Origin of the sequence: Streptomyces sp. NBC_00193 (assembly GCF_026342735.1) — a bacterium.
Lineage (GTDB): Bacteria > Actinomycetota > Actinomycetes > Streptomycetales > Streptomycetaceae > Streptomyces > Streptomyces stoeckheimensis.
The window spans coordinates 819,950-844,734 of the sequence record NZ_JAPEMM010000001.1 but is presented as its reverse complement, the minus strand read 5'-3'; the positions used below and the strand labels follow the sequence as shown (position 1 = coordinate 844,734).

General features: G+C 72.0%; 19 protein-coding genes and 1 tRNA gene. 12 read left to right on the top strand and 8 right to left on the bottom strand.

Annotated elements, in window-relative coordinates:
* Positions 1–56 precede the first annotated feature (56 nt).
* Both OG898_RS03335 and OG898_RS03330 read right to left on the bottom strand, forming a co-directional pair.
* A complete protein-coding gene (locus OG898_RS03335) occupies positions 57–746 on the bottom strand; it encodes a glycerophosphodiester phosphodiesterase (protein WP_266954899.1) in 690 nt (229 codons plus the stop codon).
* Positions 747–766: 20 nt separating this feature from the next.
* On the bottom strand, positions 767–1,792 hold the full coding sequence (locus tag OG898_RS03330) for an adenosine deaminase (RefSeq protein ID WP_250743856.1): 1,026 nt from the start codon (positions 1,790–1,792) through the stop codon (positions 767–769).
* Positions 1,793–1,912: 120 nt separating this feature from the next.
* On the opposite strand from OG898_RS03330, the gene OG898_RS03325 reads away from it, so the two are divergent.
* A complete protein-coding gene (locus OG898_RS03325) occupies positions 1,913–2,629 on the top strand; it encodes a DUF4190 domain-containing protein (RefSeq protein ID WP_250743855.1) in 717 nt (238 codons plus the stop codon).
* A 73-nt stretch (positions 2,630–2,702) separates the two neighbouring features.
* Here OG898_RS03325 and OG898_RS03320 read toward each other — a convergent pair whose 3' ends face one another.
* From OG898_RS03320 to OG898_RS03310, 3 genes are all read right to left on the bottom strand, one after another.
* Entirely contained in the window at positions 2,703–4,331 is a 1,629-nt protein-coding gene (locus tag OG898_RS03320; protein WP_250743853.1) for a TROVE domain-containing protein, read from the bottom strand.
* A 333-nt stretch (positions 4,332–4,664) separates the two neighbouring features.
* Positions 4,665–4,726: transfer RNA gene (locus OG898_RS03315), tRNA-Ser, on the bottom strand.
* A 51-nt stretch (positions 4,727–4,777) separates the two neighbouring features.
* Positions 4,778–5,329, bottom strand: coding sequence for an NADAR family protein (locus OG898_RS03310; RefSeq protein ID WP_250743852.1), 552 nt, complete (start codon positions 5,327–5,329; stop codon positions 4,778–4,780).
* Positions 5,330–5,523: 194 nt separating this feature from the next.
* Here OG898_RS03310 and OG898_RS03305 point away from each other — a divergent pair, with 194 nt between their 5' ends.
* From OG898_RS03305 to OG898_RS03270, 8 genes are all read left to right on the top strand, one after another.
* A complete protein-coding gene (locus tag OG898_RS03305) occupies positions 5,524–7,050 on the top strand; it encodes a gamma-aminobutyraldehyde dehydrogenase (RefSeq protein WP_266960055.1) in 1,527 nt (508 codons plus the stop codon).
* A gap of 51 nt (positions 7,051–7,101) precedes the next feature.
* The gene (locus tag OG898_RS03300; protein ID WP_250743851.1) at positions 7,102–8,352 is read left to right on the top strand and encodes a spermidine/putrescine ABC transporter substrate-binding protein; all 1,251 of its coding nucleotides are present in this window, start codon (positions 7,102–7,104) and stop codon (positions 8,350–8,352) included.
* An 84-nt stretch (positions 8,353–8,436) separates the two neighbouring features.
* Entirely contained in the window at positions 8,437–9,588 is a 1,152-nt protein-coding gene (locus OG898_RS03295) for an ABC transporter ATP-binding protein (protein WP_250743850.1), read from the top strand.
* Complete coding sequence (locus OG898_RS03290; protein WP_250743849.1) at positions 9,585–10,514, top strand: ABC transporter permease; 930 nt, start codon at positions 9,585–9,587, stop codon at positions 10,512–10,514. The genes OG898_RS03295 and OG898_RS03290 overlap by 4 nt, the downstream gene beginning before the upstream one ends.
* A complete protein-coding gene (locus tag OG898_RS03285) occupies positions 10,514–11,320 on the top strand; it encodes an ABC transporter permease (protein WP_250743848.1) in 807 nt (268 codons plus the stop codon). Before OG898_RS03290 ends, OG898_RS03285 begins: the two co-directional genes overlap by 1 nt.
* A gap of 22 nt (positions 11,321–11,342) precedes the next feature.
* Positions 11,343–12,761: an FAD-binding oxidoreductase gene (locus OG898_RS03280; RefSeq protein WP_250743847.1), complete on the top strand. Its 1,419-nt coding sequence runs from the start codon at positions 11,343–11,345 to the stop codon at positions 12,759–12,761.
* A gap of 160 nt (positions 12,762–12,921) precedes the next feature.
* The gene (locus OG898_RS03275) at positions 12,922–13,410 is read left to right on the top strand and encodes a hypothetical protein (protein ID WP_250743846.1); all 489 of its coding nucleotides are present in this window, start codon (positions 12,922–12,924) and stop codon (positions 13,408–13,410) included.
* 100 nt (positions 13,411–13,510) lie between these two features.
* Entirely contained in the window at positions 13,511–15,373 is a 1,863-nt protein-coding gene (locus OG898_RS03270) for a glycoside hydrolase family 18 protein (RefSeq protein WP_323184808.1), read from the top strand.
* A 52-nt stretch (positions 15,374–15,425) separates the two neighbouring features.
* On the opposite strand, the gene OG898_RS03265 is transcribed toward OG898_RS03270, so the two are convergent.
* On the bottom strand, positions 15,426–17,432 hold the full coding sequence (locus OG898_RS03265; protein ID WP_266954893.1) for an SUKH-4 family immunity protein: 2,007 nt from the start codon (positions 17,430–17,432) through the stop codon (positions 15,426–15,428).
* A 154-nt stretch (positions 17,433–17,586) separates the two neighbouring features.
* Here OG898_RS03265 and OG898_RS03260 point away from each other — a divergent pair, with 154 nt between their 5' ends.
* Entirely contained in the window at positions 17,587–17,760 is a 174-nt protein-coding gene (locus OG898_RS03260; protein ID WP_250743842.1) for a hypothetical protein, read from the top strand.
* Here the strand turns inward: OG898_RS03260 and OG898_RS36215 are convergent.
* Positions 17,720–18,247 (bottom strand): phosphatase PAP2 family protein, encoded by a 528-nt coding sequence (locus OG898_RS36215; protein ID WP_323182573.1) that lies wholly within the window; start codon positions 18,245–18,247, stop codon positions 17,720–17,722. The two genes, OG898_RS03260 and OG898_RS36215, sit on opposite strands and share 41 nt — an antisense overlap.
* Positions 18,248–18,700: 453 nt before the next feature.
* Positions 18,701–20,035, bottom strand: coding sequence for a 4-aminobutyrate--2-oxoglutarate transaminase (gene gabT, locus OG898_RS03250; protein WP_250743839.1), 1,335 nt, complete (start codon positions 20,033–20,035; stop codon positions 18,701–18,703).
* 251 nt (positions 20,036–20,286) lie between these two features.
* Here gabT and OG898_RS03245 point away from each other — a divergent pair, with 251 nt between their 5' ends.
* Together OG898_RS03245 and OG898_RS03240 are read left to right on the top strand one after the other, a co-directional pair.
* The gene (locus OG898_RS03245; protein ID WP_266954888.1) at positions 20,287–22,716 is read left to right on the top strand and encodes an ATP/GTP-binding protein; all 2,430 of its coding nucleotides are present in this window, start codon (positions 20,287–20,289) and stop codon (positions 22,714–22,716) included.
* Positions 22,717–22,886: 170 nt separating this feature from the next.
* Positions 22,887–24,464 carry a PucR family transcriptional regulator gene (locus OG898_RS03240; RefSeq protein WP_250743837.1) on the top strand — a complete coding sequence of 526 codons (1,578 nt, stop codon included), beginning with the start codon at positions 22,887–22,889 and terminating at the stop codon, positions 24,462–24,464.
* Positions 24,465–24,785: the final 321 nt, after the last annotated feature.

Here is a 24,785-nt window from a genome sequence, read left to right as displayed (position 1 = left end):
GCGCCGGATCCACGCTCCGAGCTCCCCCCAGGCACGCGTCACCAGTCGAGCGCGGCTCACCGGCCGAGCTCGGCCCGTACGGCTCCCAGCGCGTCCACCCGGTTCGTCGTGACGGAGTCCACCCCGGCCCTGATCAGCGCGCGCATCGCCCGCTTGGTGTCCGGGGTCCAGGCCGACACCAGCAGGCCGTCCCGGTGCAGGGCGTCCACCAGCTCCGGGCCGACCAGCCCGAAGCGGTAGTTGAGCCAGGTCGGGGCCACCGCGTCGATCAGCACCCGGCGCGGGGGAGCCAGGGTGGTCCACGTCAGCGCGATCTCGGCGCCCGGATCGGCGGCGCGCACCGCCAGCATGGTGGCCGGACCCGCGCAGTAGTACGTACGGTCGCGGGCCCCGCACTCGCGGACCTGGCCGACGACGGTCCGCACGGTCTCGGCGGTCGCCCCCGGCAGGTCGACCATGATCCGGCCCGCGCCGGCGGCCATCAGGGCGTCGCGCAGGGTCGGGATCCCGCCGTCCGTCAGCTCCTTCAGCTGCGGGGCCGTGACGTCTTCGAGCCGTACGTCATGACCCCACAGCCGCTGGAGGTCCTCGTCGTGGAGCAGTACGGGGACCCCGTCGCGGGTCATCCGTACGTCGATCTCCACCGCGTCCGCGCCCCGGTCGAAGGCGGAGCGGATCGAGGGCAGGGTGTTCTCGCGGACGCGGTAGGGATCCCCGCGGTGGCCTACGGCAGTCAGGGTGCGCATGCACCCATTCTGCGCAACCGTCAGGAAGCCAGCCAGGCGGAGGTGTACGTGTCGATCTCCGCGGTGAGCTTCGCCTTGCCGGCCGGGTCGAGGAAGGAGGCCTCGACGGCGTTCTTCGCGAGCTGGGCCAGGCCGCGCTCGTCGAGGTCCAGCAGGCGGGCGGCCACCGCGTACTCGTTGTTGAGGTCGGAGCCGAACATCGGCGGGTCGTCGCTGTTGATGGTGACGAGCACGCCGGCGGCCACCATCTCCTTGATCGGGTGCTCGTCGAGGGTGGCGACGGCGCGGGTGGCGATGTTGGAGGTGGGGCAGACCTCCAGCGCGATGCGGTGCTCGGCGAGGTAGGCGAGCAGCTCCGGGTCCCGGGTGGAGCTGGTGCCGTGGCCGATGCGCTCGGCGCCCAGCTCGCGGATCGCGTCCCAGACGGTCTCGGGACCGGTGGTCTCGCCGGCGTGCGGCACGCTGTGCAGTCCGGCGGCGCGGGCGGCGTCGAAGTACGGCTTGAACTGCGGGCGCGGGACCCCGACCTCCGGGCCGCCCAGGCCGAAGGAGACCAGGCCCTCGGGGCGCAGGTCGACGGCGAGGCGGGCGGTCTCGGCGGCGGCTTCGAGGCCGGCTTCCCCGGGGATGTCGAAGCACCAGCGCAGGATCACGCCGAGCTCGGTCTCGGCGGCCTTGCGGGCGTCCTCGATGGCCTCCATGAAGGCCTTCTCGTCGATCCCGCGGCGGGTGGAGGAGTACGGGGTGATGGTGAGCTCGGCGTACCGGATGTTCTGCCGGGCCATGTCGCGGGCGATCTCGAAGGTGAGGTCGCGCACGTCGTCGGGGGTGCGGACCAGGTCGACGACGGAGAGGTAGACCTCGATGAAGTGCGCGAAGTCGGTGAAGGTGAAGTAGTCGGCGATGGCCTCGGGGTCCGTGGGGACCTTGGAGTCGGGGTGCCGGGAGGCGAGTTCGGCGACGATGCGGGGGGAGGCCGAGCCGACGTGGTGGACGTGCAGTTCGGCCTTGGGCAGCCCCGCGATGAAGGGGTGCAGGTCGGGCATGAGGGTGCCTCCGAAGGGCGCGTGCGGATGGAACGGGCTTCATCGTAGGCAGGATCCGCACCGCCGAAGGGGCCTGTCGGAGGGAGCGCTTAGCATGGCCGTACGAGAGGGGGGCGCCGTATGACCGATCAGAGCCCCGAGTCGCGAGACCCCTGGGCGCCGCCGGAGCAGCCCGCGGTCGATCTGGGCAAACAGCAGGGCGGGACGGGTGCGCAGGGCGCGCCGGGGGTGCACGACCAGCAGACCGTAGCGGGGATGCCCGGCGCCGGAGGCATACCCGCGGGCACGCCCGTGCCCGCACCCCAGCCCGGGCAGGCGCCTCAGCCCGGGCAGGCGCCCGGGGCGACGCCCGCCTACGGCTACCCGGCGCAGCCGGATCCGGCCGGGTACGGATACCCGGCCCAGCCGGGCGCACCGCAGGCCCCGTACGGCGGGTACCCCGCACAGCAGGGCGTTCCGCAGCCGTCCTACGGCGGCCATCCCGGGTATCCGGGATACCCCGGATACCCGGGGTACCGGCCCATGAGCAACGGCTTCGGCGTCACCTCGCTCGTCCTCGGGATCATCGCCGTGGTCAGCTGCTACCTGGGCCTGCTCTTCGGCGTCCCGGCCGTCATCTTCGGCGTACTGGCCCGCGGCAAGGCCAAGCGCGGCGAGGCCGACAACGGGGGCATGGCGCTGGCCGGCATCATCACCGGCGCGGTCGGCATCGTGATCAGCTGCCTGACCATTGTGCTGTTCATCGTCATAGGCATCACGTCCGAGGACTCCGACTCCGACTACGACTCGGACTTCTCGTCCCCGTACGAGAACACGCAGGTCCTCCACCGCGGTTGATCCGCGCGGAGGGAACGGCGGAAGGGCCGGGCGGGGACATTCACTGTCCCCGCCCGGCCCTTCCTGCGTGCCGTCAGGCGGCCGCGTCCGCCGGCCCGGTCTCCCAGGGCCACCTGGCGTCCCGGCCGTCCTCGATCAGGGACACCATGCGGAAGGCCGCGTCGGTGAGCCCGCCGAAGGTGTGCCGGTGCGCGGACCCGGAGGGCGCGTGGCCCACCCGGTATCCGGCGAGGTTCCACGTGTACACCGGGACCGTGTCCGGCACCAGGGCCGTCGGATCGCCGCCGTAGGCGTACGTGGCCTGCTCGTCGGTGACGATCAGCACCCGGTCGTGCCCCGCGTAGTGCGTGCGCACCGCCTCCGCCGTGACGGTGCCGCCGAGGTTCTCGAACCGCTCCAGGACCTTCAGCACCGACTCCCCGCGCCGGTGGTCGACCGCCTTGCTGGTGGAGCCGAACTGCACCAGGTCCGCGTCCTCGGCGCGCAGAGCCAGCGCCGTCCCGAACACGGCAGCCGCGTCCGCCCTGTTGAGCTGCGAGCGGTCCGACAGCGGCGACCACATCGACCCGGACCGGTCCACCAGGACCAGCGTCCGCCCGGGCAGCGCCGGTACGTGGGCCAGGGAGTGGCCCAGCGCCCGCTCCAGCGGGTACGCCCAGCGCAGCGAGGGTGCGTGCTGGTAGGCGGCCAGGTAGCGGAAGGGGAACTGCCGGGCCCGGGCGACGGTCTCCGGGTCGGAGATCTTCGCCGCGACCCGCGCGGCGACCTCGTCCGAGACTCCGGCCTGGTCGAAGTTGCGCAGGTTGCGCAGCAGCGCCATCGCGCCCATGGACGGGATGACCGCCTCCCAGGCGGCCGCGTCCATCGGTCCCTGCAGCCAGCCGGCCAGCGCCTCCCAGGTCATGCCCGCCGCGGCGAGCCGCTCGGGGCCGTCCGCGGCGGTGACCACGGCCCGGCGCTCCGCCACGGGCAGCTCCATCAGGGCCCGGTGCGCGAGCAGGGTGCGGTTGCCCGGCGGGACCTCGGCGGTCTCCGGGTTGTGCCGGCGGTCGAGGGCGTGCCGGAACAGCTCGCCCTGCCAGGGCTTGGCGGGGTCGGGGGAGGCGTGCACCAGGTTGAGGACGTCGCCGAAGCGGTATCCCCGGGAAGCCGTGTCGTACTTCAGCAGCGAGCTGCCGGAGTACAGGCGGCGCACGGCGTCCGCGATCCCGCGCTTGACGGGCTTGGGCACGTTCCGCCCGTAGGCGGCCGTCCAGTAGGCGAGCAGCTCGCCGGGCTCGTCCGCGCGCAGCAGGACGGAGTCCACGACCTGCCGGTTCGACGGCCCCCCGGTCGCTCCGGCGTCGAGCCGCGCCTTGACGTACTCGGCGGCTCCGACGAGCGAGGCCGTCCGCATGTTGCCGTCGCGGCGCAGCCAGCCGAGCAGGCCGGCGGTCCACTCGGGATCCTCCACGGCAAGGGTGCGCACGAGCGCGCCGAACCGGCCGTCGCGGGCCTCGCCGGACTCGTAGGCGGTCTGCTGCGTCACGAAGTTGGCGACGGCGAGCAGGAACAGCTCCGAGCGCGGATCGCGCAGGAAGCCGGTGCTGCCGTGCGCGTTGGCGGCGCGGCGGCCGGTCGAGCGGACCGGTGAGGCGGGTGCGGTCGGCGCAGCGGGTGCGGTGGGCGCCGCCTTGGAGCGGAGCAGGTTGAAACGAGCCATGTGAATCCCCCCGAATTCAGTGGAAAGCGGAGGAGGCGTGACGTGCGGAATGCCCGAGATCGAAGTCGGCGACGGACTGTGTCGACTGCTCTATCCACTGAGCTACCGGCCGGAGCCGGGCGGGAATCGAACCCGCGACCAGTTGATCCGGAAGTAACCGTTGCCTGCGCACCGGGCACTCCGCACGTGCGCCTCCCGAGAAAGAAGTGGCCGCGGCGTGGTTTCGTGGAGGAAGTAGCCGTGGCCGGCGCACCGGGAGGTGCGACGTGGTGTCCAGAGAACGAGGTCGGCGAAACCACAAGGTGCTCTGCCAACTGAGCTACACCGGCCCGAAGCCGGTGACGGGACTCGAACCCGCGGCCACCCCATTAACAGTGGAAGTAGGTCTCACCTGCGCACCTGGACAAGGATCACGCTAGACGCACACCCTCGTCGGCTGCGAGCGATTAAAGCTCCGCCCGCAGCCGCTCGCGCGCCTCCATGAGCGCGAAGCCCAGCAGGTTCAGGCCGCGCCAGCGCGCCGGGTCCAGCGCGCGCTCGTCGTCGGCGGCCAGGCCGATGCCCCAGATCCGGTCCATCGGACTGGCCTCCACCAGGACCCGCTCGCCGGTCGAGAGCAGGTACGAGGTCAGCGCCGGATCCGAGCCGAACTTGTGCACGCTGCCCTCCACCACCAGCGCGAACCGCTCCCGCTCCCACACCGTGTCGACGAAGCCGCGCACCAGCCGCCCGGCCTTCTTGGCCTCGGCCGGACTCTTCGCTTCCAGGGCAGCGCGCTCCGCCTCGGCGTCCTCGAACAGCCGAGCCTTTCCGGCCATCATCCAGTGCTCGGCGGTGGCGTACCGCACGTCACCCACGGTGAACTCGGACGGCCACCACTGACTGAGACAGCTCGGCCCGAGCGTTCCGTCGGGCCGCGGACGGTGTCCCCAGAACGGCAGGAACTTCGGCCGCTCACCCCGGCTGACCTGCCCGATCAGTTCCTCGATCTTCTCCATGCATGCGAGTCTCGCAGGAGCACCGAACACTTCGTACGGGATTTCGGGCGCGCCTAGACACATGGTCGACCGATTCCGTCGCGTAATCAAAAGGCAACAACGGAATCACTTGGCCGAGGGGTGTACCTCTGCCAGGATCGGCACTCAATTCGAGCTGTAGCTCGAACTGTAGCTACGGAGAGCGTGAGAGCGTGATGGGCAACCGCTTCCAGGTCAAGGTCCAGGTCAAGGACCGATTCGCCGAAGGCGCGCAGTACATCGACGGGCAGCTGCGGCCCGGCACCTCGGGCCGGTCACACACCGTGGTCGACCCGGCCACTGGCGAGGAGGTGCTCACCTACGAGCTGGCCTCCACCGCCGACGTGGACGCCGCCGTCGCCGCCGCCAAGCGGGCCTTCCCGGGCTGGTCCGGGGCCACCCCCGGGGAGCGCTCCGACGCGCTGCACCGGCTGGCCGGGGTCCTGTCCGAGCGGGCCGAGGAGTTCGCGTACGCGGAGTCCCTGCAGTGCGGCAAGCCGGTCAAGCTGTCGACCGAGTTCGACGTGCCGGGGACCATCGACAACACCGCCTTCTTCGCGGGCGCCGCGCGCCACCTCCAGGGGCAGGCCGCCGGGGAGTACTCCGGGGACCACACCTCGTACGTGCGCCGCGAGGCGATCGGGGTCGTGGGCTCCATCGCGCCGTGGAACTATCCGCTGCAGATGGCCGCCTGGAAGATCCTTCCGGCGATCGCCGCGGGCAACACCATCGTCCTCAAGCCCGCCGAGCTCACCCCGCTGACCTCCCTGATGTTCGCCCAGGCGGCCAAGGAAGCGGGCCTGCCCGACGGCGTGGTCAACATCGTCACCGGCGCCGGCCGGGACGCGGGCGAGCACCTGGTCGGCCACCCGGACGTGGTCATGACCTCCTTCACCGGGTCCACCGCCATCGGCAAGCGGGTCGCCGAGATCGCCACCGCCACCGTCAAGCGGCTCCACCTGGAGCTGGGCGGCAAGGCCCCCTTCCTCGTCTTCGACGACGCCGACCTGGAGGCCGCCGCCAACGGCGCCGTCGCCGCCTCCCTGATCAACACCGGCCAGGACTGCACGGCCGCCACCCGCGCCTACGTCCAGCGCCCCCTCCACGACGCCTTCGTCGCCCGGGTCGCCGAGCTGATGGAGACCGTCCGCGTCGGCGACCCCTTCGACCCGGCCACCGACCTCGGCCCGCTGGTCTCGCACGCCCAGCGCGACCGGGTCGCCGGTTTCGTCGAGCGGGCCCGCGCGTACGCCACCGTCGTCACCGGCGGCGAGATCCCCGGTGGGGAGCTCGCGGACGGTGCGTACTACCGGCCCACGCTCATCTCCGGCGCCGCCCAGGACAGCGAGGTGGTCCAGTCCGAGATCTTCGGGCCGGTCCTCGTGGTCCTGCCCTTCGACACCGACGACGAGGGCATCGCGCTGGCCAACGACACCCCGTACGGTCTCGCGGCCTCCGCATGGAGCCGTGACGTGTACCGGGCGAACCGCGCCACCCGTGAGATCCAGGCGGGCTGCGTCTGGGTCAACGACCACATCCCGATCATCAGCGAGATGCCGCACGGGGGCTACAAGTCCAGTGGCTTCGGAAAGGACATGAGCACCTACTCCTTCGAGGAGTACACGCAGGTCAAGCACGTGATGTACGACAACACCGCGGTTGCCGCGAAGGACTGGCACCGCACGATCTTCGGGGACCGATAGCCACGTCGCCGCCCGACCAGCGGCCCGCACCCACCCGAAAGGGCACCTCCCATGGAGCAGTTCGAGCCCGACCGCCTCTCGGCGGCGCAATTCGCCGCTATGCGGCGCAGCCTCACCACCGGGCGCGGCGCCCTCACCCGCCGCTCCGTGCTGCGCGCCTCCGGAGTCGGAGCGCTCACCCTCGGCGGCCTGTCCGCGCTGGCCGGCTGCGGCATTCCGCCGGCCAAGCGCGCGGAGGGCACCGCCGCGGCCTCCGACGACCACTCGGAGCAGGAGAAGGAGATCAACTTCTCCAACTGGACCGAGTACATGGACACCAGCGAGGACGAGAAGTCGCGTCCCACGCTGGAGGAGTTCACCAAGCGGACCGGCATCAAGGTCAAGTACACCGAGGACATCAACGACAACGTCGAGTTCTTCGGCAAGATCAAGCCCCAGCTCGCGGCCGGCCAGGACACCGGGCGCGACCTGATCGTCGTCACCGACTGGCTCGCTTCGCGCATCATCCGGCTCGGCTGGGCCCAGAAGCTGGACCCCTCGCACCTCCCGCACGCCTACGCCAACCTGATCCCGCAGTTCCGCAGCCCCGACTGGGACCCGGGCCGCGCGTACAGCTACCCCTGGACCGGCATCAACACCGTGATCGCCTACAACACCAAGGCGACCGGCGGGAAGAAGGTCGACTCCGTCACGCAGATGCTCGACGACCCCTCCCTCAAGGGCCGCGTCGGCTTCCTCACCGAGATGCGCGACAGCGTCGGCATGACCCTGCTCGACCAGGGCAAGGACCCGGCGAACTTCACCGACGCCGACTACGACGAGGCGATCGGCCGGCTCCAGAAGGGCGTGGACAAGAAGCAGATCCGCCGCTTCACCGGCAACGACTACACCGCGGACCTCGACAAGGGCGACCTCGCAGCCTGCCTGGCCTGGGCCGGCGACGTCATCCAGCTCCAGGCCGGCAACCCGGACATCCAGTACGCGATCCCGGCGCCCGGCTACATCACCTCCAGCGACAACCTGCTGGTCCCCGTGAAGGCCCGGCACAAGGCCAACGCGGAGCGGCTCATCGACTACTACTACGAGCCCGAGGTGGCGGCGCAGCTGGCCGCCTACATCAGCTACGTCTGCCCCGTCGAGGGCGTCAAGGACGAGCTGGCCAAGATCGACCCGGCGCTCGCGGACAACGTCCTGATCGTCCCGGACAAGGCGATGGCCGCCAAGTCGCACGCCTTCCGCTCCCTCACCAGCGAGGAAGAGACGGCGTACGAGGAGAAGTTCGCCAAGCTCATCGGAGCCTGACGGGTCCCGCCGCCGTCCCCGCGGCACCTGGCACCCGTACCGGCACCTGCCCCTTCCACGACACACCACCGAAGGCCCAGGCCCATGACTGACAAGACCGAAGGCGGCGACGTCCGCCTCGCCGGGATCAGCAAGCACTACGGATCCTTCACCGCCGTGCACCCGCTGGATCTCACCATCCCCCAGGGCTCCTTCTTCGCCCTGCTCGGCGCCTCGGGCTGCGGGAAGACCACGACCCTGCGCATGATCGCCGGCCTGGAGGAGCCCTCCACCGGCACCGTCAGCCTCGGCGACCGCGAGGTCACGCACCTGCCGCCGTACAAGCGCCCGGTCAACACCGTCTTCCAGAGCTACGCCCTCTTCCCGCACCTCGACGTCTCGGAGAACATCGCCTTCGGGCTGCGCCGCCGCGGCATCAAGGCGGTCAAGAAGCAGGTCGACGACATGCTGGAGCTGGTCCAGCTCGGCCAGTTCGCCGGCCGCAAGCCGCACCAGCTCTCCGGCGGCCAGCAGCAGCGCGTCGCCGTCGCCCGCGCGCTCATCAACCACCCGCAGGTGCTGCTCCTCGACGAGCCGCTCGGCGCCCTCGACCTCAAGCTGCGCCGCCAGATGCAGCTGGAGCTGAAGCGGATCCAGACCGAGGTCGGCATCACCTTCGTGCACGTCACGCACGACCAGGAGGAGGCCATGACCATGGCCGACACGGTCGCCGTGATGAACGGCGGCCGCGTCGAGCAGCTCGGCGCCCCCGCCGACCTCTACGAGAACCCGAAGACGACCTTCGTGGCGAACTTCCTCGGCACCTCCAACCTCATCGAGGCCGAGGTCCTGGAAGCCGGCGCGTCCGACGTCGTCGTCTCCTCGGCCGGTACGAAGCTGCGCGTCCCGGCGGCGCGATGTTCGACCACACCCCGCGCCGGCGGCAAGCTGCTGGTCGGGGTGCGCCCGGAGAAGATCTCCCTGGTCCACGCGGACGCGGCGGACACCGTGGAGGCGGGCCGCAACAAGGTCGCCGGCAAGATCGCGGCCACCTCCTTCATCGGAGTCTCCACCCAGTTCGTCATCGACAGCCCGGTCTGCCCGGAGCTGGAGGTGTACGTGCAGAACATCGAGCGCGACGCCCGCCTCGTCCCCGGCGCCGACGTGATACTGCACTGGAACCCGGACCACACCTTCGGCCTCGACGCCGCCCAGGACATCGACGCGGGCATCGAGACGGTCGAGGAGTCCGCGTGACCACCACAGTCGCGCCGCCCCAGGCGCCCGCCCCGGCCGAACCCCCGGTGCACAAGCCGTCCCTGAAGAAGCGCCTGGTCCCGTACTGGCTGCTGCTCCCGGGCATCCTGTGGCTGTTCGTCTTCTTCGTGCTGCCGATGATCTACCAGGCCTCGACCTCGGTGCAGACCGGCTCCCTCGAAGAGGGCTTCAAGGTCACCTGGCACTTCCAGACGTACTGGGACGCCTTCACCGAGTACTACCCGCAGTTCCTGCGCTCCCTGCTCTACGCCGGCACCGCGACCGCGCTGTGCCTGCTGCTGGGCTATCCGCTGGCCTACCTGATCGCCTTCAAGGCGGGCCGCTGGCGCAACCTGCTCCTGGTGCTGGTCATCGCCCCGTTCTTCACCAGCTTCCTGATCCGCACCCTCGCCTGGAAGACGATCCTGGCCGACGGCGGCCCGGTGGTCGGCGTCCTCAACACGATCGGCTTCCTGGACGTCACCAGCTGGCTCGGCATGACCGAGGGCGACCGCGTCCTCGCCACGCCGCTCGCGGTCGTCTGCGGTCTGACGTACAACTTCCTCCCCTTCATGATCCTTCCGCTCTACACCTCGCTGGAGCGCATCGACACCCGCCTCCACGAGGCGGCCGGGGACCTGTACGCCCGTCCCGCCACGGTCTTCCGCAAGGTGACCTTCCCGCTGTCCATGCCGGGCGTGGTCTCCGGGACCCTGCTCACCTTCATCCCGGCGAGCGGCGACTACGTCAACGCCGAACTGCTCGGCTCCACGGACACCCGCATGATCGGCAACGTCATCCAGTCGCAGTACCTGCGCATCCTCGACTACCCGACGGCGGCCGCGCTGTCCTTCATCCTCATGGCCATCGTGCTCGTCATGGTCACCATCTACATCCGCCGAGCGGGGACGGAGGACCTGGTCTGATGAAGAGCGCCACCACCTGGCTGCGCCGCAATCTCGTCGTGATCGCGGGGCTCGGCACGCTCGCGTACCTGATCCTGCCGAACGTCGTCGTCACGGTCTTCTCCTTCAACAACCCCACCGGGCGCTTCAACTACGCCTGGCAGGAGTTCTCCCTCGACGCGTGGAAGGACCCCTGCGGGGTCGCCGACATGTGCGAGTCCCTGTCCCTCTCGCTCCAGATCGCCCTGTGGGCCACCATCGGCGCGACGGTGCTGGGCACCGCGATCGCCTTCGCGATGGTCCGCTACCGGTTCCGGGGGCGCGGCGCGGTCAACTCGCTGATCTTCCTGCCGATGGCCATGCCCGAGATCGTGATGGCGGCCTCGCTGCTCGCCCTCTTCCTCAACATGGGCATCCAGCTCGGCTTCTGGACGATCCTGATCGCCCACGTCATGTTCTGCCTCAGCTTCGTCGTCGCCGCCGTCAAGGCCCGGGTGCTCTCCATGGACCCCCGCCTGGAGGAAGCGGCCCGCGATCTCTACGCCGGGCCCGTGCAGACCTTCCTGCGCGTCACCCTGCCGATCGCGGCCCCCGGTATCGCGGCGGGCGCGCTGCTCTCCTTCGCGCTCTCGTTCGACGACTTCATCATCACCAACTTCAACTCGGGCAACACCGTCACCTTCCCCATGTTCGTGTGGGGATCGGCCCAGCGCGGTACGCCTGTACAGATCAACGTCATCGGCACCGCGATGTTCGTCATCGCGGTCCTGGTGGTGCTGGGCGGCCAGATGGTCGCCAACCGCCGCAAGAAAGCACAGCCCAAGTAGCACCTGTAGGGAGTTGGAAGACATGGCCCCAGACGCCATGCGCACCGCTGCACGATCTCTTTCCGAAGCGAAGCCGGTCTCGTACTGGCTGGACGACCCCGGCAAGCCCGCCGCCGAGCCCGCCCTCACCGGGGACGAGCACTGCGACCTGCTCGTCATCGGCGGCGGCTACAGCGGCCTGTGGACCGCGCTGATCGCCAAGGAGCGCGACCCCGCCCGGGACGTCGTGCTCATCGAGGGCCACGAGGCGGGCTGGGCCGCCTCGGGCCGCAACGGCGGCTTCTGCGCCGCCTCCCTCACCCACGGCCTCGCCAACGGGATGGCCCGCTGGCCGGACGAGCTCGCCACGCTGGAGGACCTCGGCGCCCGCAACCTCGACGCCATCGAGGAGGCGGTCGCCCGCTACGGCATCGACTGCGACTTCGAGCGCAGCGGCGAGATCGACGTGGCCACCGAGCCGCACCAGGTCGCCGAGCTCCGCGAGTTCCACGCGGAGGCCGAGCGGCTCGGCCTCGCAGGCCGCTCCGAGTGGCTGGATGCGGACGCCGTGCGCGCCGAGGTCGACTCCCCGACCTTCCTCGGCGGGATCTGGGACCGCGACGGCGTCGCCATGCTCAACCCGGCGAAGCTCGCCTGGGGCCTCAAGCGCGCCTGCCTGGAGCTGGGCGTACGGATCTACGAGAACACGCGCGGGCTCGACCTGGCCGGCTCGGGAGACGGGATGGCCGTGCGGACCCCTTACGGGCGGGTCTTCGCCCGCCGGGTGGCGCTGGGCACCAACATCTTCCCGTCGCTGGTCAAGCGGGTGCGCCCGCTCACCGTCCCGGTGTACGACTACGCGCTGATGACCGAGCAGCTCACCGAGGAGCAGCTCGCCTCGATCGGCTGGAAGAACCGCCAGGGCCTCGGCGACAGCGCCAACCAGTTCCACTACTTCCGGATCACCCCCGACCGGCGGATCCTGTGGGGCGGCTACGACGCGATCTACCCGTACGGCGGCAAGCTCGACGCCGAGCACGACCACCGGCCCGAGACCTACCTCAAACTCGCCGAGCACTTCTTCACCTGCTTCCCGCAGCTGGAAGGGGTGAAATTCAGCCACGCCTGGGGCGGGGCGATCGACACCTGCTCGCGCTTCTCCGCCTTCTTCGGCACCGCGCACGCGGGCAAGGTGGCCTACGCGGCCGGCTACACCGGTCTGGGCGTCGGAGCCACCCGCTTCGGCGCCGACGTGATGCTCGACCTCCTGGCGGGGGAGAAGACCGAGCGCACGGAGCTGGAGATGGTCCGCTCCAAGCCGATGCCCTTCCCGCCGGAGCCCTTCGCGTGGACCGGCATCACGATGACGAAGTGGTCGCTGGCCCGGGCGGACCGGCTGGGCGGGCACCGCAACCTGTGGCTGAAGACGCTGGACCGCTTCGGTCTCGGCTTCGACAGCTGATCGGGTAAACGACCTCCGCACGCCCCGGGCGCACATCGCCCCCGGCGGTGTGACCTGCTTCACTACCATGGAGTAACGAAACCCGCGTCATACCTGCGCCCGGCCCCGCTCTCTCCTGTGAGAACGCTTCACCTCACCCACAGAGAGCGGAGGCCGGGCGATGACGATCCCGGGGGACAAGACGGCAGTGGAATGGCTGGTCTCGGTGGCGCCCGATCCGGACGCCTGCCGGTGGGAGTGGGAGCGCAACCCCCTCGGGGTCGCCCTGCTGCCCGCCGGCCGCCGCTGGGACGTGCTGATCCTGCCGGGGGAGCTGGGACACACCACCCTCGACGTACTGAACGCGCTGCTCGACCGGCCCGGTCCGGTGCTCGCCGATTTCGGCGCCACGCGGCGGAGCCGCACAGTGTTCGGCAGGCTGGGCTTCTTCGTGCCCCCGGGCACGGCGTCCCGCTGGATCGGGACGGGAGTGCGGGGAGCCGGGCACGGGACCTGGATCGTGGTCCCGTACCCCGGCCGGGCCACGGGCGGGGTCCGCTGGCTCGTGCTCCCGGACGGGCAGGGCACGCTCACCGATCCGGCGGTACTGGAGCTCGCGATGCACGAGGCGGCGGCCCGCATCGTGGGGCGGGGAGGCCGGAAGTCTTGACAAGGACATTGGTCTGGACCATCTTGGGCGCCGCTGCGCCTTCCCCCACCGCTTCCCCGCGCGCGGCCCGGCTCCATCCCCCCATGTACCGGAGGCAGTTGTGCGCCCCACCCGTCCTGCTGGCCCCACCCGCCCCGCCAGACCCACCGTCATACGCTCCGTCCTGTCCCTCCTTACCGCCGCCGCCCTCGCGGCGGCCGGCCTCCTCGCCACCGGCCAGCCCGCCGCCGCGGCCGACGCCGACCTCATCCGCAACGGCGGCTTCGAAGCCGGCCTCGACGGCTGGAGCTGCTCCGCCGCCGGCGGAGCCCTCGTCAGCACCCCGGTCCACGGCGGCACTTCGACCCTCAAGGGCACCCCGGCCGGGCAGGACAACGCCCGCTGCTCCCAGACCGTCACCGTCAAGCCCGACTCCGCCTACACGCTGAGCGCCTGGGTGCAGGGCGCGTACGTCTACCTCGGCGCGACCGGCACCGGGACCACGGACCCGCAGACCTGGACCCAGACCCCGGGTGCCTGGAAGCAGCTGAGCACGAGCTTCCGTACCGGCGCGGCCACCACCTCGGTGACCGTGTACACGCAGGGCTGGTACGGCCAGCCGCCGCACTTCACCGACGACGTGACCCTCGTCGGCCCGGACCCCGGCGGCTCCGGACCCGGACCCCAGGTCCCGGCCGCCCCCACCGGGCTCACCGCGTCCGCCACCTCCGCCACCACCGTCGGCCTGTCCTGGGCGTCGGTGACCGGGGCCACCTCCTACAAGGTCTACCGGGACGGCGCGAACCCGACCACGGTCAGCGCCACGTCGGCGACGGTCACCGGGCTCACCGCCGCGACGACGTACTCCTTCCAGGTCAGCGCGGTGAACGCGGCCGGAGAGTCCCCCAAGAGCGCCGCCGTCCCGGTGACCACGCCGAGCGGCCCGGGCAACCCGGGCAACCCCGGCCTGCCCGCCCACGCCCTCGTCGGCTACCTGCACGCCAGCTTCGCCAACGGCTCCGGCTACGTCCGGATGGCCGACGTACCCGCCTCCTGGGACGTCATCAACCTGGCCTTCGGCGAACCCACCTCGGTGACCTCGGGCGACATCCGCTTCCAGCTCTGCCCGGTCAGCGAGTGCCCGACCGTCGAATCGGCCGCGGAGTTCAAGGCGGCCATCAAGGCCAAGCAGGCCGCGGGCAAGAAGGTCCTGATCTCGATCGGCGGCCAGAACGGCCAGGTCCAGCTGGGCACCACGGCGGCCCGCGACACCTTCGTCTCCTCGGTCGGCAAGATCATCGACGAGTACGGGCTCAACGGCCTCGACATCGACTTCGAGGGCCACTCCCTCTCCCTGGCCGCGGGCGACACCGACTTCCGCACCCCCACCACCCCGGTGATCGTCAACCTGATCTCGGCCGTGAAGACCCTGAAGGCCAAGTACGGCCCGGAGTTCATCCTGACGATGGCCCCCGAGACCTTCTTCGTACAGCTCGGCTACCAGTACTACGGATCCGGTCCCTGGGGCGGCCAGGACCCGCGCGCCGGCGCCTACCTCCCGGTCATCCACGCCCTGCGCGACGACCTCACCCTGCTCCACGTCCAGGACTACAACTCGGGCTCGATCATGGGCCTCGACAACCAGTACCACTCCATGGGCGGAGCCGACTTCCACATCGCCATGACCGACATGCTGCTCACGGGCTTCCCCGTGGCGGGCAACACCGCCCGGGTCTTCCCTGCGCTGCGCGCCGACCAGGTCGCCATCGGCCTGCCGGCCACGACCAACGCGGGCAACGGCCACACCTCCCCGGCGGAGGTCAACAAGGCGCTGGACTGCCTGACGAAGAAGGTCAGCTGCGGCTCGTACCAGACCCACGGCACCTGGCCCGCCCTGCGCGGCCTGATGACCTGGTCGATCAACTGGGACCGCTTCGGCAGCTGGGAGTTCTCGAAGAACTTCGACGCCTACTTCGGCGGCTGACCGGCCGCAGCTGACAGAGGGAGGGGCCGGGGCGTGTGCCCCGGCCCCTCCCTCACAGCAGCCCGTCCCACATCTGTTCCAGCAGCTGGGACCACCAGGTCTCCGGCGAGGCAGTCGCCGGAGCGTCCAGGCGCACCAGCTCCTCCTGGAACTCCTCGGTCCACCGGCCCGCCCGCTCCGGAGTGAGGCCCCGGCGCTGCGGCCACATCCGGCCGAGCAGCGCGAGGCAGTGGGCGAACTCCGGCAACCCCGAGTTGACGAACTGCGTCGCCACGGTGCCCGGCGAGTCCAGCGGCACGGCCACGACGTGCAGGGTGCCGCGCTGGACGCACAGCGCCTTGCCGAAGTCGTGCCCCACGACCAGGGAGATGTCCGCGCCCGAGGTCACGAGCGCGGTGCACAGCATGGCCACGTCGGTGAGCGTCTCCCAGGGCTGACCCGGCACGGGCAGCGCCCAGAAGAACGGGCTCATGTCCCGGGGCAGGCCTGCCCGGACGAGCGTCTCCTGGACGACCTCGGGCGCACCCGCGCGCAACGCGTCCGCCCAGGTGAACCGCAGGAGGTCGTCCGGAGCGAAGGTACGCGCCATGTAGTGCGCGGCGGACACCCACCCCGACCCCCAGGGCTCGGCGGGGGCGGGGGGAAGGGGCGTGCGGACCGGCGCCCGATCCGTGTCACGGCGGGTCAGCAGTTCCCCCATGCCCGCCCGGCGGCCCGCGAGGTCCCCGCCGTACGGGATGTCCCGGAGGGCCACGGCCCTCGGCCAGGTCTCCTGGATCATCCGGGCGCAGTAGCCGCCGGGCAGGTCGCAGGCCTCCAGCTCGGTGCGTACGTCCAGCACCTGGTTCGGAGGTACCCCCCGGGCGCGCAGTTCGTACATGAGCTGCCACTCGGGGTGCGGGCGTCCGGGCGCCGACGTGCGGGTGATCTGGTGGACGGTGCCGTCGCCGGTGCGGTAGCGCAGGATCGCCAGGTGTCCGGGTCCGACGGTCGGCGCGCCCCGTGCGGGGGCGGGGGCGGTGGGTGCGCCCGCGGTCTGAGCCTGCGTGTACCAGGCCGGCGACGCGTAGTAGACGCCGAAGTCGTCCTCCGGCTCGTCCGACTCCTCCACGATGTCCACCGGATCCGGCCGGACAACGCCACGCCGACCGGCGGTTTCGTTGTCCGGTACGGAGCTCCGGACAATCGGCGGCTGCGACTGCGGGGCGCTCTCGGCGGGCTCGTCGCCCATGCGTCCGCGCAGGTCGTCGAGCTCCTCGTCCTGTTCCTCCAACTGGGCGCGGGAGGCCCGCAGCACGGCCTCGATCTGGTCGAGGGGAGGCAGGCCGAGGTCCGGGCCGGACGCGCCGAGCCGGGCCTCCGCAGGCTCCTCCGCCGGTGCGGCCCCGGCGGCCTGCCGTTCCACGGCCATGCGTTCGCGCGTGACGCGCTCGTCGGCGGTCAGCGTGAGCCGCTCCGCCGCCGACCGGGCCTGGCGGGCGTGATCCAACTGCTCGCCGGCCTGCCGCCGGTACTCCAGGGACAGGTCCAGCTCCCGCTGGAGCCTCGCACGGTCCTCCAGCGCGCTGTCCCGTTCCTGCTCCAGCACCAGGCAGCGGTCCTGCAGGACCTTCACCGTGCCGCCCAGCAGGGTGCACCGCTTCTCGGAGTCGGCGAGCTTGCGCATCGCCTCCATCTGGAGGAGCCGGGCGTCGTCGAGCCGCAGCAGAGCCAGTGCGAGCGGCTCGCGCGGCCGCTGACGCACCACGAGCGGGGCCTGCGCGCCGCCCTCCTTGAGGGTCCGGCCCGCCGCCTCCGCCGCTGCCAGCAGCCGCAGGCCCTCGGCCCGCTGCCGCTCGCGCATCGCGGGGTCCGGCACGTAGCGGTCGACGACCTCGGCCAGGAGCTTCTCGGTGATCAGGGTGGCCCCGCTGCGGTAGGCGCCCCAGGAGCTCTTGCCCACGTGCAGGGCAGCCTCCAGATCCCGTACCGGAACATGGCCGATCACGGTGCGCAGCCACTGCGCCAGCGCGTTCGCCTGCGCGGTCCGCCCCCGTAACTCGCCCTGCGGACGCCCCATTTCCCACCCGCCCTCGTCGTTGTCCAGCGGGACATCACCGCATTGTCCCCGATTCCGGCCGGTGAACTGCGGTGTTGCGCAAGCACGGCAGCGGACAACCGGGAGGGCGCTGACCGTGGGTGTTTCCAGCCGGACCGACCCGAGGAGACCCGCAGTGAGCACACCCGGCCCGCAGGGCGACAAGCACCGTTCCTGGCCCTACGCCGTCACGGCGGTCCTCGTCCTCGCCCTCCAGCAGGGCTGGGAGCCCCGGGACGTCGCCGCGCTCGGCGCCGTCCTGCTGGTGCTCATCGCCCTGGTGCAGAGCGCCGGGAGCCGCGGCGAATGACGGCGCGCACCCCGAGCAGCAGGGGCGTGCACATCAGGAAGCTGGCCAGGACGTCCAGGGGCCAGTGGTAGCCGCGCAGGATCAGCCCCGTCGCCGTCAGGGCGGTGAGGGCGGCCGCGAGGAGGAAGGGCCAGTGGCCCCGGGTGTACGGGCGCACGAGCAGGGCGGCGCCCACGTACGCCACGTAGGCGGTGGCCGTGTGGCCCGAGGGGTAGTAGCCCGAGGCCCAGGGCTCCAGGGGGCCCGGCCGGGCGGTCCATACCTTCAGCGGGACGACCAGGGCCGGCACCAGGACCATCGCCAGGGCCGCGGCCGCCGCGCCCCACCGGTTGCCGCGCCGGGCGGCGTAGAGGACCGCGAGGAGCAGGACGGGGACCGCGACCGGGACGTTGCCGAAGTCGGAGAGACGCTGGGTGACCGCGTCGGGGACGGTGCGCACGAGCGCCCGGCTCAGGGCGGCGTCCGGGACCAGCAGGGGCCCGGACACGAGGACCTGCCAGGTGGTCAGCGCGAAGAGCGCGACGCAGAGTGCGGAGATCGCGCAGGCCGCGCGGCCCGGGGAGATCCCCGGGCGGAGAGTGGCCGGCCGCCCCGGAACAGGGGGGGTGGTTCCGGGGCGGCCGCCCGGATCGGGTTGCCGGGCGCCCCGGGGGGTTTGGGGCGTGCGGCCGTCCGATCGGTGAGGAGTGTGCGCGAACGCATGCCCAGTGCGGCGCTGGGGAAGCCCGGTACTGGTGTCGCCTCCGGTTTCCCGGGAGCGGGGTGTCTCACTCATCTGCAGAAACCGTACGGCAGCGGAAGGGGGACCGACAGCAGGAAAACGCTCCCGCCATCGGCCCCCCACACCTTCTTCACAGTGCCCGACCGTTACCCGCGGTAGTGACCGCGCGGTGATCGAGGATCGCGTCCTCGCGTTCTAGCGCCTGTGTCAGACGTTCGATCAGAGGGTGGAGAACGCGGCCTCGATGACGTCCAGGCCCTCGTTCAGCAGGTCCTCGCCGATGACGAGCGGCGGCAGGAAGCGGAGCACGTTGCCGTAGGTGCCGCAGGTGAGGACGAGGACGCCCTCGGCGTGGCAGGCCTTGGCGAGCGCCGCGGCCGCCTCCGGGTTCGGGGTCTTGGACGCGGGGTCCTTGACGAGCTCGATCGCGATCATGGCGCCGCGGCCGCGGATGTCGCCGACGATGTCGAACTTCTCCTGGATGGCCGTCAGACGGGCCTTCATGATGGACTCGATCTTCTTCGCCGCGGCGTTGAGGTCGAGCTCCTTCATGGTCTCGATGGAGCCGAGCGCACCGGCGCAGGCCACCGGGTTGCCACCGTAGGTGCCGCCCAGGCCACCGCCGTGCACGGAGTCCATCATCTCGGCGCGGCCGGTCACCGCGGCGAGCGGCAGGCCGCCCGCGATGCCCTTGGCGGTCGTGATGAGGTCGGGGACGATGCCCTCGTCCTCGCACGCGAACCACTGGCCGGTGCGGCAGAAGCCGGACTGGATCTCGTCGGCGACGAAGACGATGCCGTTGTCGTTGGCGAACTTCACGATCGCCGGGAGGAAGCCCTTGGCCGGCTCGATGAAGCCGCCCTCGCCGAGGACCGGCTCGATGATGATCGCGGCGACGTTCTCGGCGCCGATCTGCTTCACGATGTTGTCGATCGCCTGCGCGGCGGCCTCGGGGCCGCAGTTCTCGGCGCCGGTCGGCCAGCGGTAGCCGTAGGCGACCGGGACGCGGTAGACCTCGGGGGCGAACGGGCCGAAGCCCTGCTTGTACGGCATGTTCTTCGAGGTCAGGGCCATCGTGAGGTTCGTACGGCCGTGGTAGCCGTGGTCGAAGACGACGACGGCCTGGCGCTTGGTGTACGAACGGGCGATCTTGACGGCGTTCTCGACGGCCTCGGCGCCGGAGTTGAACAGCGCCGACTTCTTCGCGTGGTCACCCGGGGTGAGCTCGGCGAGGGCCTCGCAGACCTCCACGTAGCCCTCGTAGGGGGTGACCATGAAACAGGTGTGGGTGAAGTCGGCGAGCTGCGCGGCGGCGCGGCGCACGACGGCCTCGGCGGAGGCGCCGACCGAGGTCACGGCGATGCCGGAACCGAAGTCGATCATGCGGTTGCCGTCGACGTCCTCGATGATGCCGCCGCCCGCGCGGGCCGTGAAGACGGGGAGCACGGAGCCCACGCCACCGGCCACCGTCGACAGACGGCGGGCCTGCAGCTCCTGCGACTTGGGGCCGGGGATCGCGGTGACGATGCGGCGCTCCTGCGGGACAGCGGTCATAGGGGGGCTCCTGGGGGGTGTTTTCGGACGCACTTGTGTCTTTGTCCGCAGGCTAGGCCCGGGAGGTGGGGTCCTGCATGCTCCGTTCGGGAGTGGTGCCCGCGTGTCCTTGTCCGTGACGGCCATAGGAAGGAATCCGCGCCTGTCTTGTGGATCATGACCGGGTACGGGCCGCGGGGCGGCGACGGCCACTAGATTGAGCGCGCAGCGCAGTGCAGGCAGTGCGGTAACGGGCAGGGGGCAGAGGTTTCATGGACACCGACGGCACGCACGGCGGGGACCGCGGCAGCTACGGCGGCTCGCCCGATGTGGGGGCCGGCGGTCCCCACATCCCCCGGCCGTCCGGCCCGCCGCCCATGCCGCCACGGCCGGTCCAGGCCCCGCCGCCGCCCGCGTACGCGCCGGGGAGTCCTGTCGCGGGCGTGCCCGCGGCTCCCGCGGCGACGCCCTTCACCGCGTGGCTGAACGCTCCGCGACCGGAGGCCAAGCCCGGCATCTGGCGCTACGCCTACACCCCGGCCGCACCGAAGCCCGACACCAGCGGCCGGTCGCTGATCACACGGGTCGTGGTCTCCTTCCTCGTCTTCTTCGTGTGCTGGCAGGCCTTCCTCGACGGGAACCTCCCCTTCCTCGGAGCCCCGCTCTACTACTTCACCCCCGACAGCTGGTGGGAGGGCGGCCTGACCAACGGCCCGATCGACCACCGGGGACAGGCGGCCCTCGAGGTCTACGTGCTGCTGGTCACCGTGGGCCTGTGCATCGCATTCGCCAAGATGGGCGGCTGGCGGACCGCCTTCGACCAGCTGATCGCGGCCCGCGGCCCCTGGTACCGCGCGCTCGGGGCCGCGGCGGGAGCCTTCGCCGTGGTCCTGCTGATCCAGAGCCAGACCCTGGTCGTCTACCCCCTGGTCTTCGGGCACCTGCCGTACGCGGAGCTCGGCGAAACGGGTGGCTCGGTGGTCACCAACGTCCTCTACGTACTGATCTACGCCCCGGTCCTCGTCTTCTTCGCCCGCCTCGGCGGCTGGGTCACCCTGCTGACCGGCCTCCGGTCCTCCGCCCCTCCCGCCGATGCCCCGCAGGCCGTGGCCCCGGACGGCCCGGACGCGCCGGCCGGCTGGCCGCACCTGCGCGCCGCCGGGCTGGCGGAGACCGCGGACCGGCTGGCGGCAGAAGCCCGGCAGGGCCGGATGAACGACGTCGACCACGCACGGATCCGGCGGGCCTGGGAGTCCGTGAAGGCCGACCCCTCGCGGCGCCCCGCCTTCGTGGAAGCCGTACGGGACAAGGGCGCGGCCGCCTGCGGCCATCCCTCGGGCGCCCGCGACCTGCCCGTCCGTACCGCCTCCCACGACCTGACCGTCGGGCAGGTCTGGCTCGGCAAGGTCACCGGTGCCGAGCCGAACCCCCACGAGCGCCGCGGGACCGGGCTGGCCCTCGACCCCGGCGTGCTGGGCACGTCGGTCCTCGCCGTCGGCCCCTCGGGCTCGGGCAAGACGCACGGGCTGGTCAGGCCGGTCGTGGAATCGCTCGCCCTCCAGGCCCTGGCCGGGCAGGCGGCCGTGATCGCCGTCGGCGCCGCCGGATCCCGGCTCGGACCCGACGACGCCTACGACATCGTGGTGCGCCCGGGTGACCCGGCATCCGTGCACGATCTCGACCTCTACGGCGGGACCGGCGACTCCGACGAGGCGGCTTCCTTCCTCGCCGAAGCATTCGTCGGCGACCTGCCCGGCGTCGACGTACGCCGGGCGGCAACGGCGCTCGCCCAGATCCTCGGACCGTTCCAGGCCGCGTACGGCCGCTTCCCCACCGTGCCCGAGCTGCGCGCCCTGCTCGAGCAGCTGCCTGCGGCGCTCGCGGCGCTGCGCCACGAGCTGGAGGGCTCCGGGCAGCAGGGCATGCTGCGCGAGCTCGATGCCCGGGCGCGGCAGCACGCCGCCCACGGCGACCCGGGACCGGCTCTCGCCGACCGGGCGGCGCTCCTCGACCGGCCGGCGTTCCACGGCTTCTTCGACACCACCGGCGGCGGGCGGCCCTTCTCGCTCCGCGCCCTGGGACACCCGGTCCGGGTGCGCGTGGACCTCCCCGAGCGCGCCCATCCGGACGCCTCCCGGCTGCTGGCCCGGCTGCTCCTCGCCCAGTTCAACGCGGCGGCCGCGGCCCGCGCGGACCGCTCCCTGTTCGCCTTCCTGGCCCTCGACGACGCTTCGCACACCCTCACCGCCGAGGCCGTGCGCAGCATGCAGGGGCTCCGGTCGGCCAACGCGGGCGTTCTCCTGGCGCTGCGCTCCCTGGACGACGTACCCGAAGGGCTGCGCACCCCGCTCCTCGGAACCGTCGGCTGCCGGATGGCCTTCTCCGGGGTCACCACATGGGACGGCAAGTGGTTCGCCGAGGCCTGGGGGACCGAGCTGGTCGAGACGCGGGACGTCACGAGCCGCACGGTCTACGCCGACCAGCCCTTCACCCGCGCCGTGCACGCGGTACGCAAGGTGATCACCGGCAAGGCGGTCACCACGGACGCGGTCACCGTGCGGCAGGTGGAGCGGGAGCGCTGGTCGGCCTCCGCCCTCGCCAACACCGTGCCCCCCGGCCACGCCGTGCTCTCCCTCACCTCCGTCCGCGGCGAGCGGGCCGCCCCGCTGCTGGTGCGGCTCGGGGGGCAGGGGCAGGGCTGAGGGCAGGGAGGGGGGACGGCGACCAGAGGTCGCGAATCCGTACGGGGTGGCAGAATCAAGGGAGCCGTTCGTACGACACGGCGAAAACCGCGGGGGTGGTCCACGGCGAGAATCCTCCGTCGGCACCTCGCCGCCGCACCCCCTCCTCTCCCTAAGGCGCCCCGGTACCCATGCCGCTCACCCTCGCCTCGCTCGTCCAGCACTCGGCGCTCAAACTCAGCGTCCGGGCCGGGGAGGGGCGCCTCGACACCCCCGTGCGCTGGGCCCACGTCAGTGAGCTCGCCGACCCCGTGCCGTACATGGAGGGCGGGGAGCTCCTCCTCATCACCGCGATGAAGCTGGACGCGGAGGACCCCGAGGAGATGCGGCGCTACGTGCGCAGGCTCGCGGCCGCCGGGGTCGTCGGCATCGGCTTCGCCATCGGCGTGAACTACGACGCCGTGCCCGAGGCGCTCGTCGAGGCCGCCATCGCCGAGGACCTGCCGCTGCTGGAGGTGCCCCGGCGCACCCCGTTCCTCGCCATCAGCAAGGCCGTCTCCGCCGCCCTCGCCGCCGACCAGTACCGGGCCGTGACCGCAGGCTTCGAGGCGCAGCGCGAGCTGACCCGGGCCGCGCTGTCCGCCGACGGGCCCGCCGAACTGCTGACGAAGCTGGCCGCGCACGTGCACGGCTGGGCCGCCCTGTACGACACCTCGGGCGCCGTCGTCGCGGCCGCCCCCGACTGGGCCGCGCGCCGGGCCGCCCGGCTCACCCCCGACGTGGAACGGCTGCGGGAGCGGCCTGCGCCGGCCAGCGCCGTGGTCGGCGGCTCCGAGGACCGGGTGGAACTCCAGTCGCTGGGCACGGGGCGGCGGGCGCGCGGAGCCCTCGCCGTCGGTACCGGGGCCCCGCTCGGCACGGCGGAACGGTACGCCGTCCACTCCGCGGTGGCCCTGCTGACCCTCACCACCGAACGCTCCCGCTCCCTGCACGACGCGGAGTCCCGGCTCGGCGCCGCCGTGCTGCGCATGCTGCTCGCCGGACAGGCGGAGCACGCCCAGGCCGTGGCCGGGGACCTGTACGGGGCCCTGCTCGACGCCCCGTTCCGGATCCTCGTGGCGGAACCCGCCCTGGCGGGCACGGCCCAGCCGGAGGGCCTGGCGCTGCTCGCCGACGCCGTGGAATCGGCGGCGGCGCGCACGGGGGAGACCCTGCTGGTGGTGCCGGAGCCCGGCCGGCTCGTGGTCCTGGCGGCCGACGGGGGCTCGGCGGTGCAGGCCTGCGTGGAACACGCGGAGGTCCTGGAATCGCGCCGCGGCCGGGAGTCGGCCGAACCGGAGCCGGACGAACTGGTCCTCGGCCTGTCGGCGCCCGCGGTGGCCTCCGGGGTGGCGGCGGCCTTCAAACAGGCCGACCAGGCCCTGGCCGTGGCCCGGCGGCGCGGCCGCCCCATGGTCGAGCACGAGGACCTGGCCGCGGGCTCGGTCCTCCCGCTCCTCGCCGACGACGCGGTACGGGCCTTCGCGGACGGCACGCTGCGGGCGCTGCGCGAGCACGACGAGAAGGGCCGGGGCGACCTGGTGGCCTCCCTCCAGGCCTGGCTCTCCCGCCACGGCCAGTGGGACGCGGCCGCCGCCGACCTGGGCGTCCACCGCCACACCCTGCGCTACCGCATGCGCCGCGTGGAGGAGATCCTCGGCCGCTCCCTGGACGACCCGGACGTCCGCATGGAGCTGTGGCTCGCCCTGAAGGCCACCGCGCCTTCCTGACGCGCCGCTCGCGCGGTGCGGCCCTGGCGGGCCTTACCGGCTTCGCGCCGCTGCGCCGGCCTCCGACCGGCGGTGGCCGGTCGGGGTGCCCGGCACCGCCGTCCCGGGCGGGGCCTGGTGGGCGGGTGCGGGTGGTTCGGCCCTGCGGGGCGAAGCCCCCTACCCGCCCTTCCACCGTTCCCCGGGCTCCGCCCGGACCCGTTCCCTCGTGCGGCGCCGTTGCCGGGGACCAGCCCCCGGACCCCCGCTCCTCAAACGCCGGAGGGGCTGAAGTAGGCCAGGCGCGCTGAAGTAGGCCGGTGGGGCTGAAGTGACCCGGCG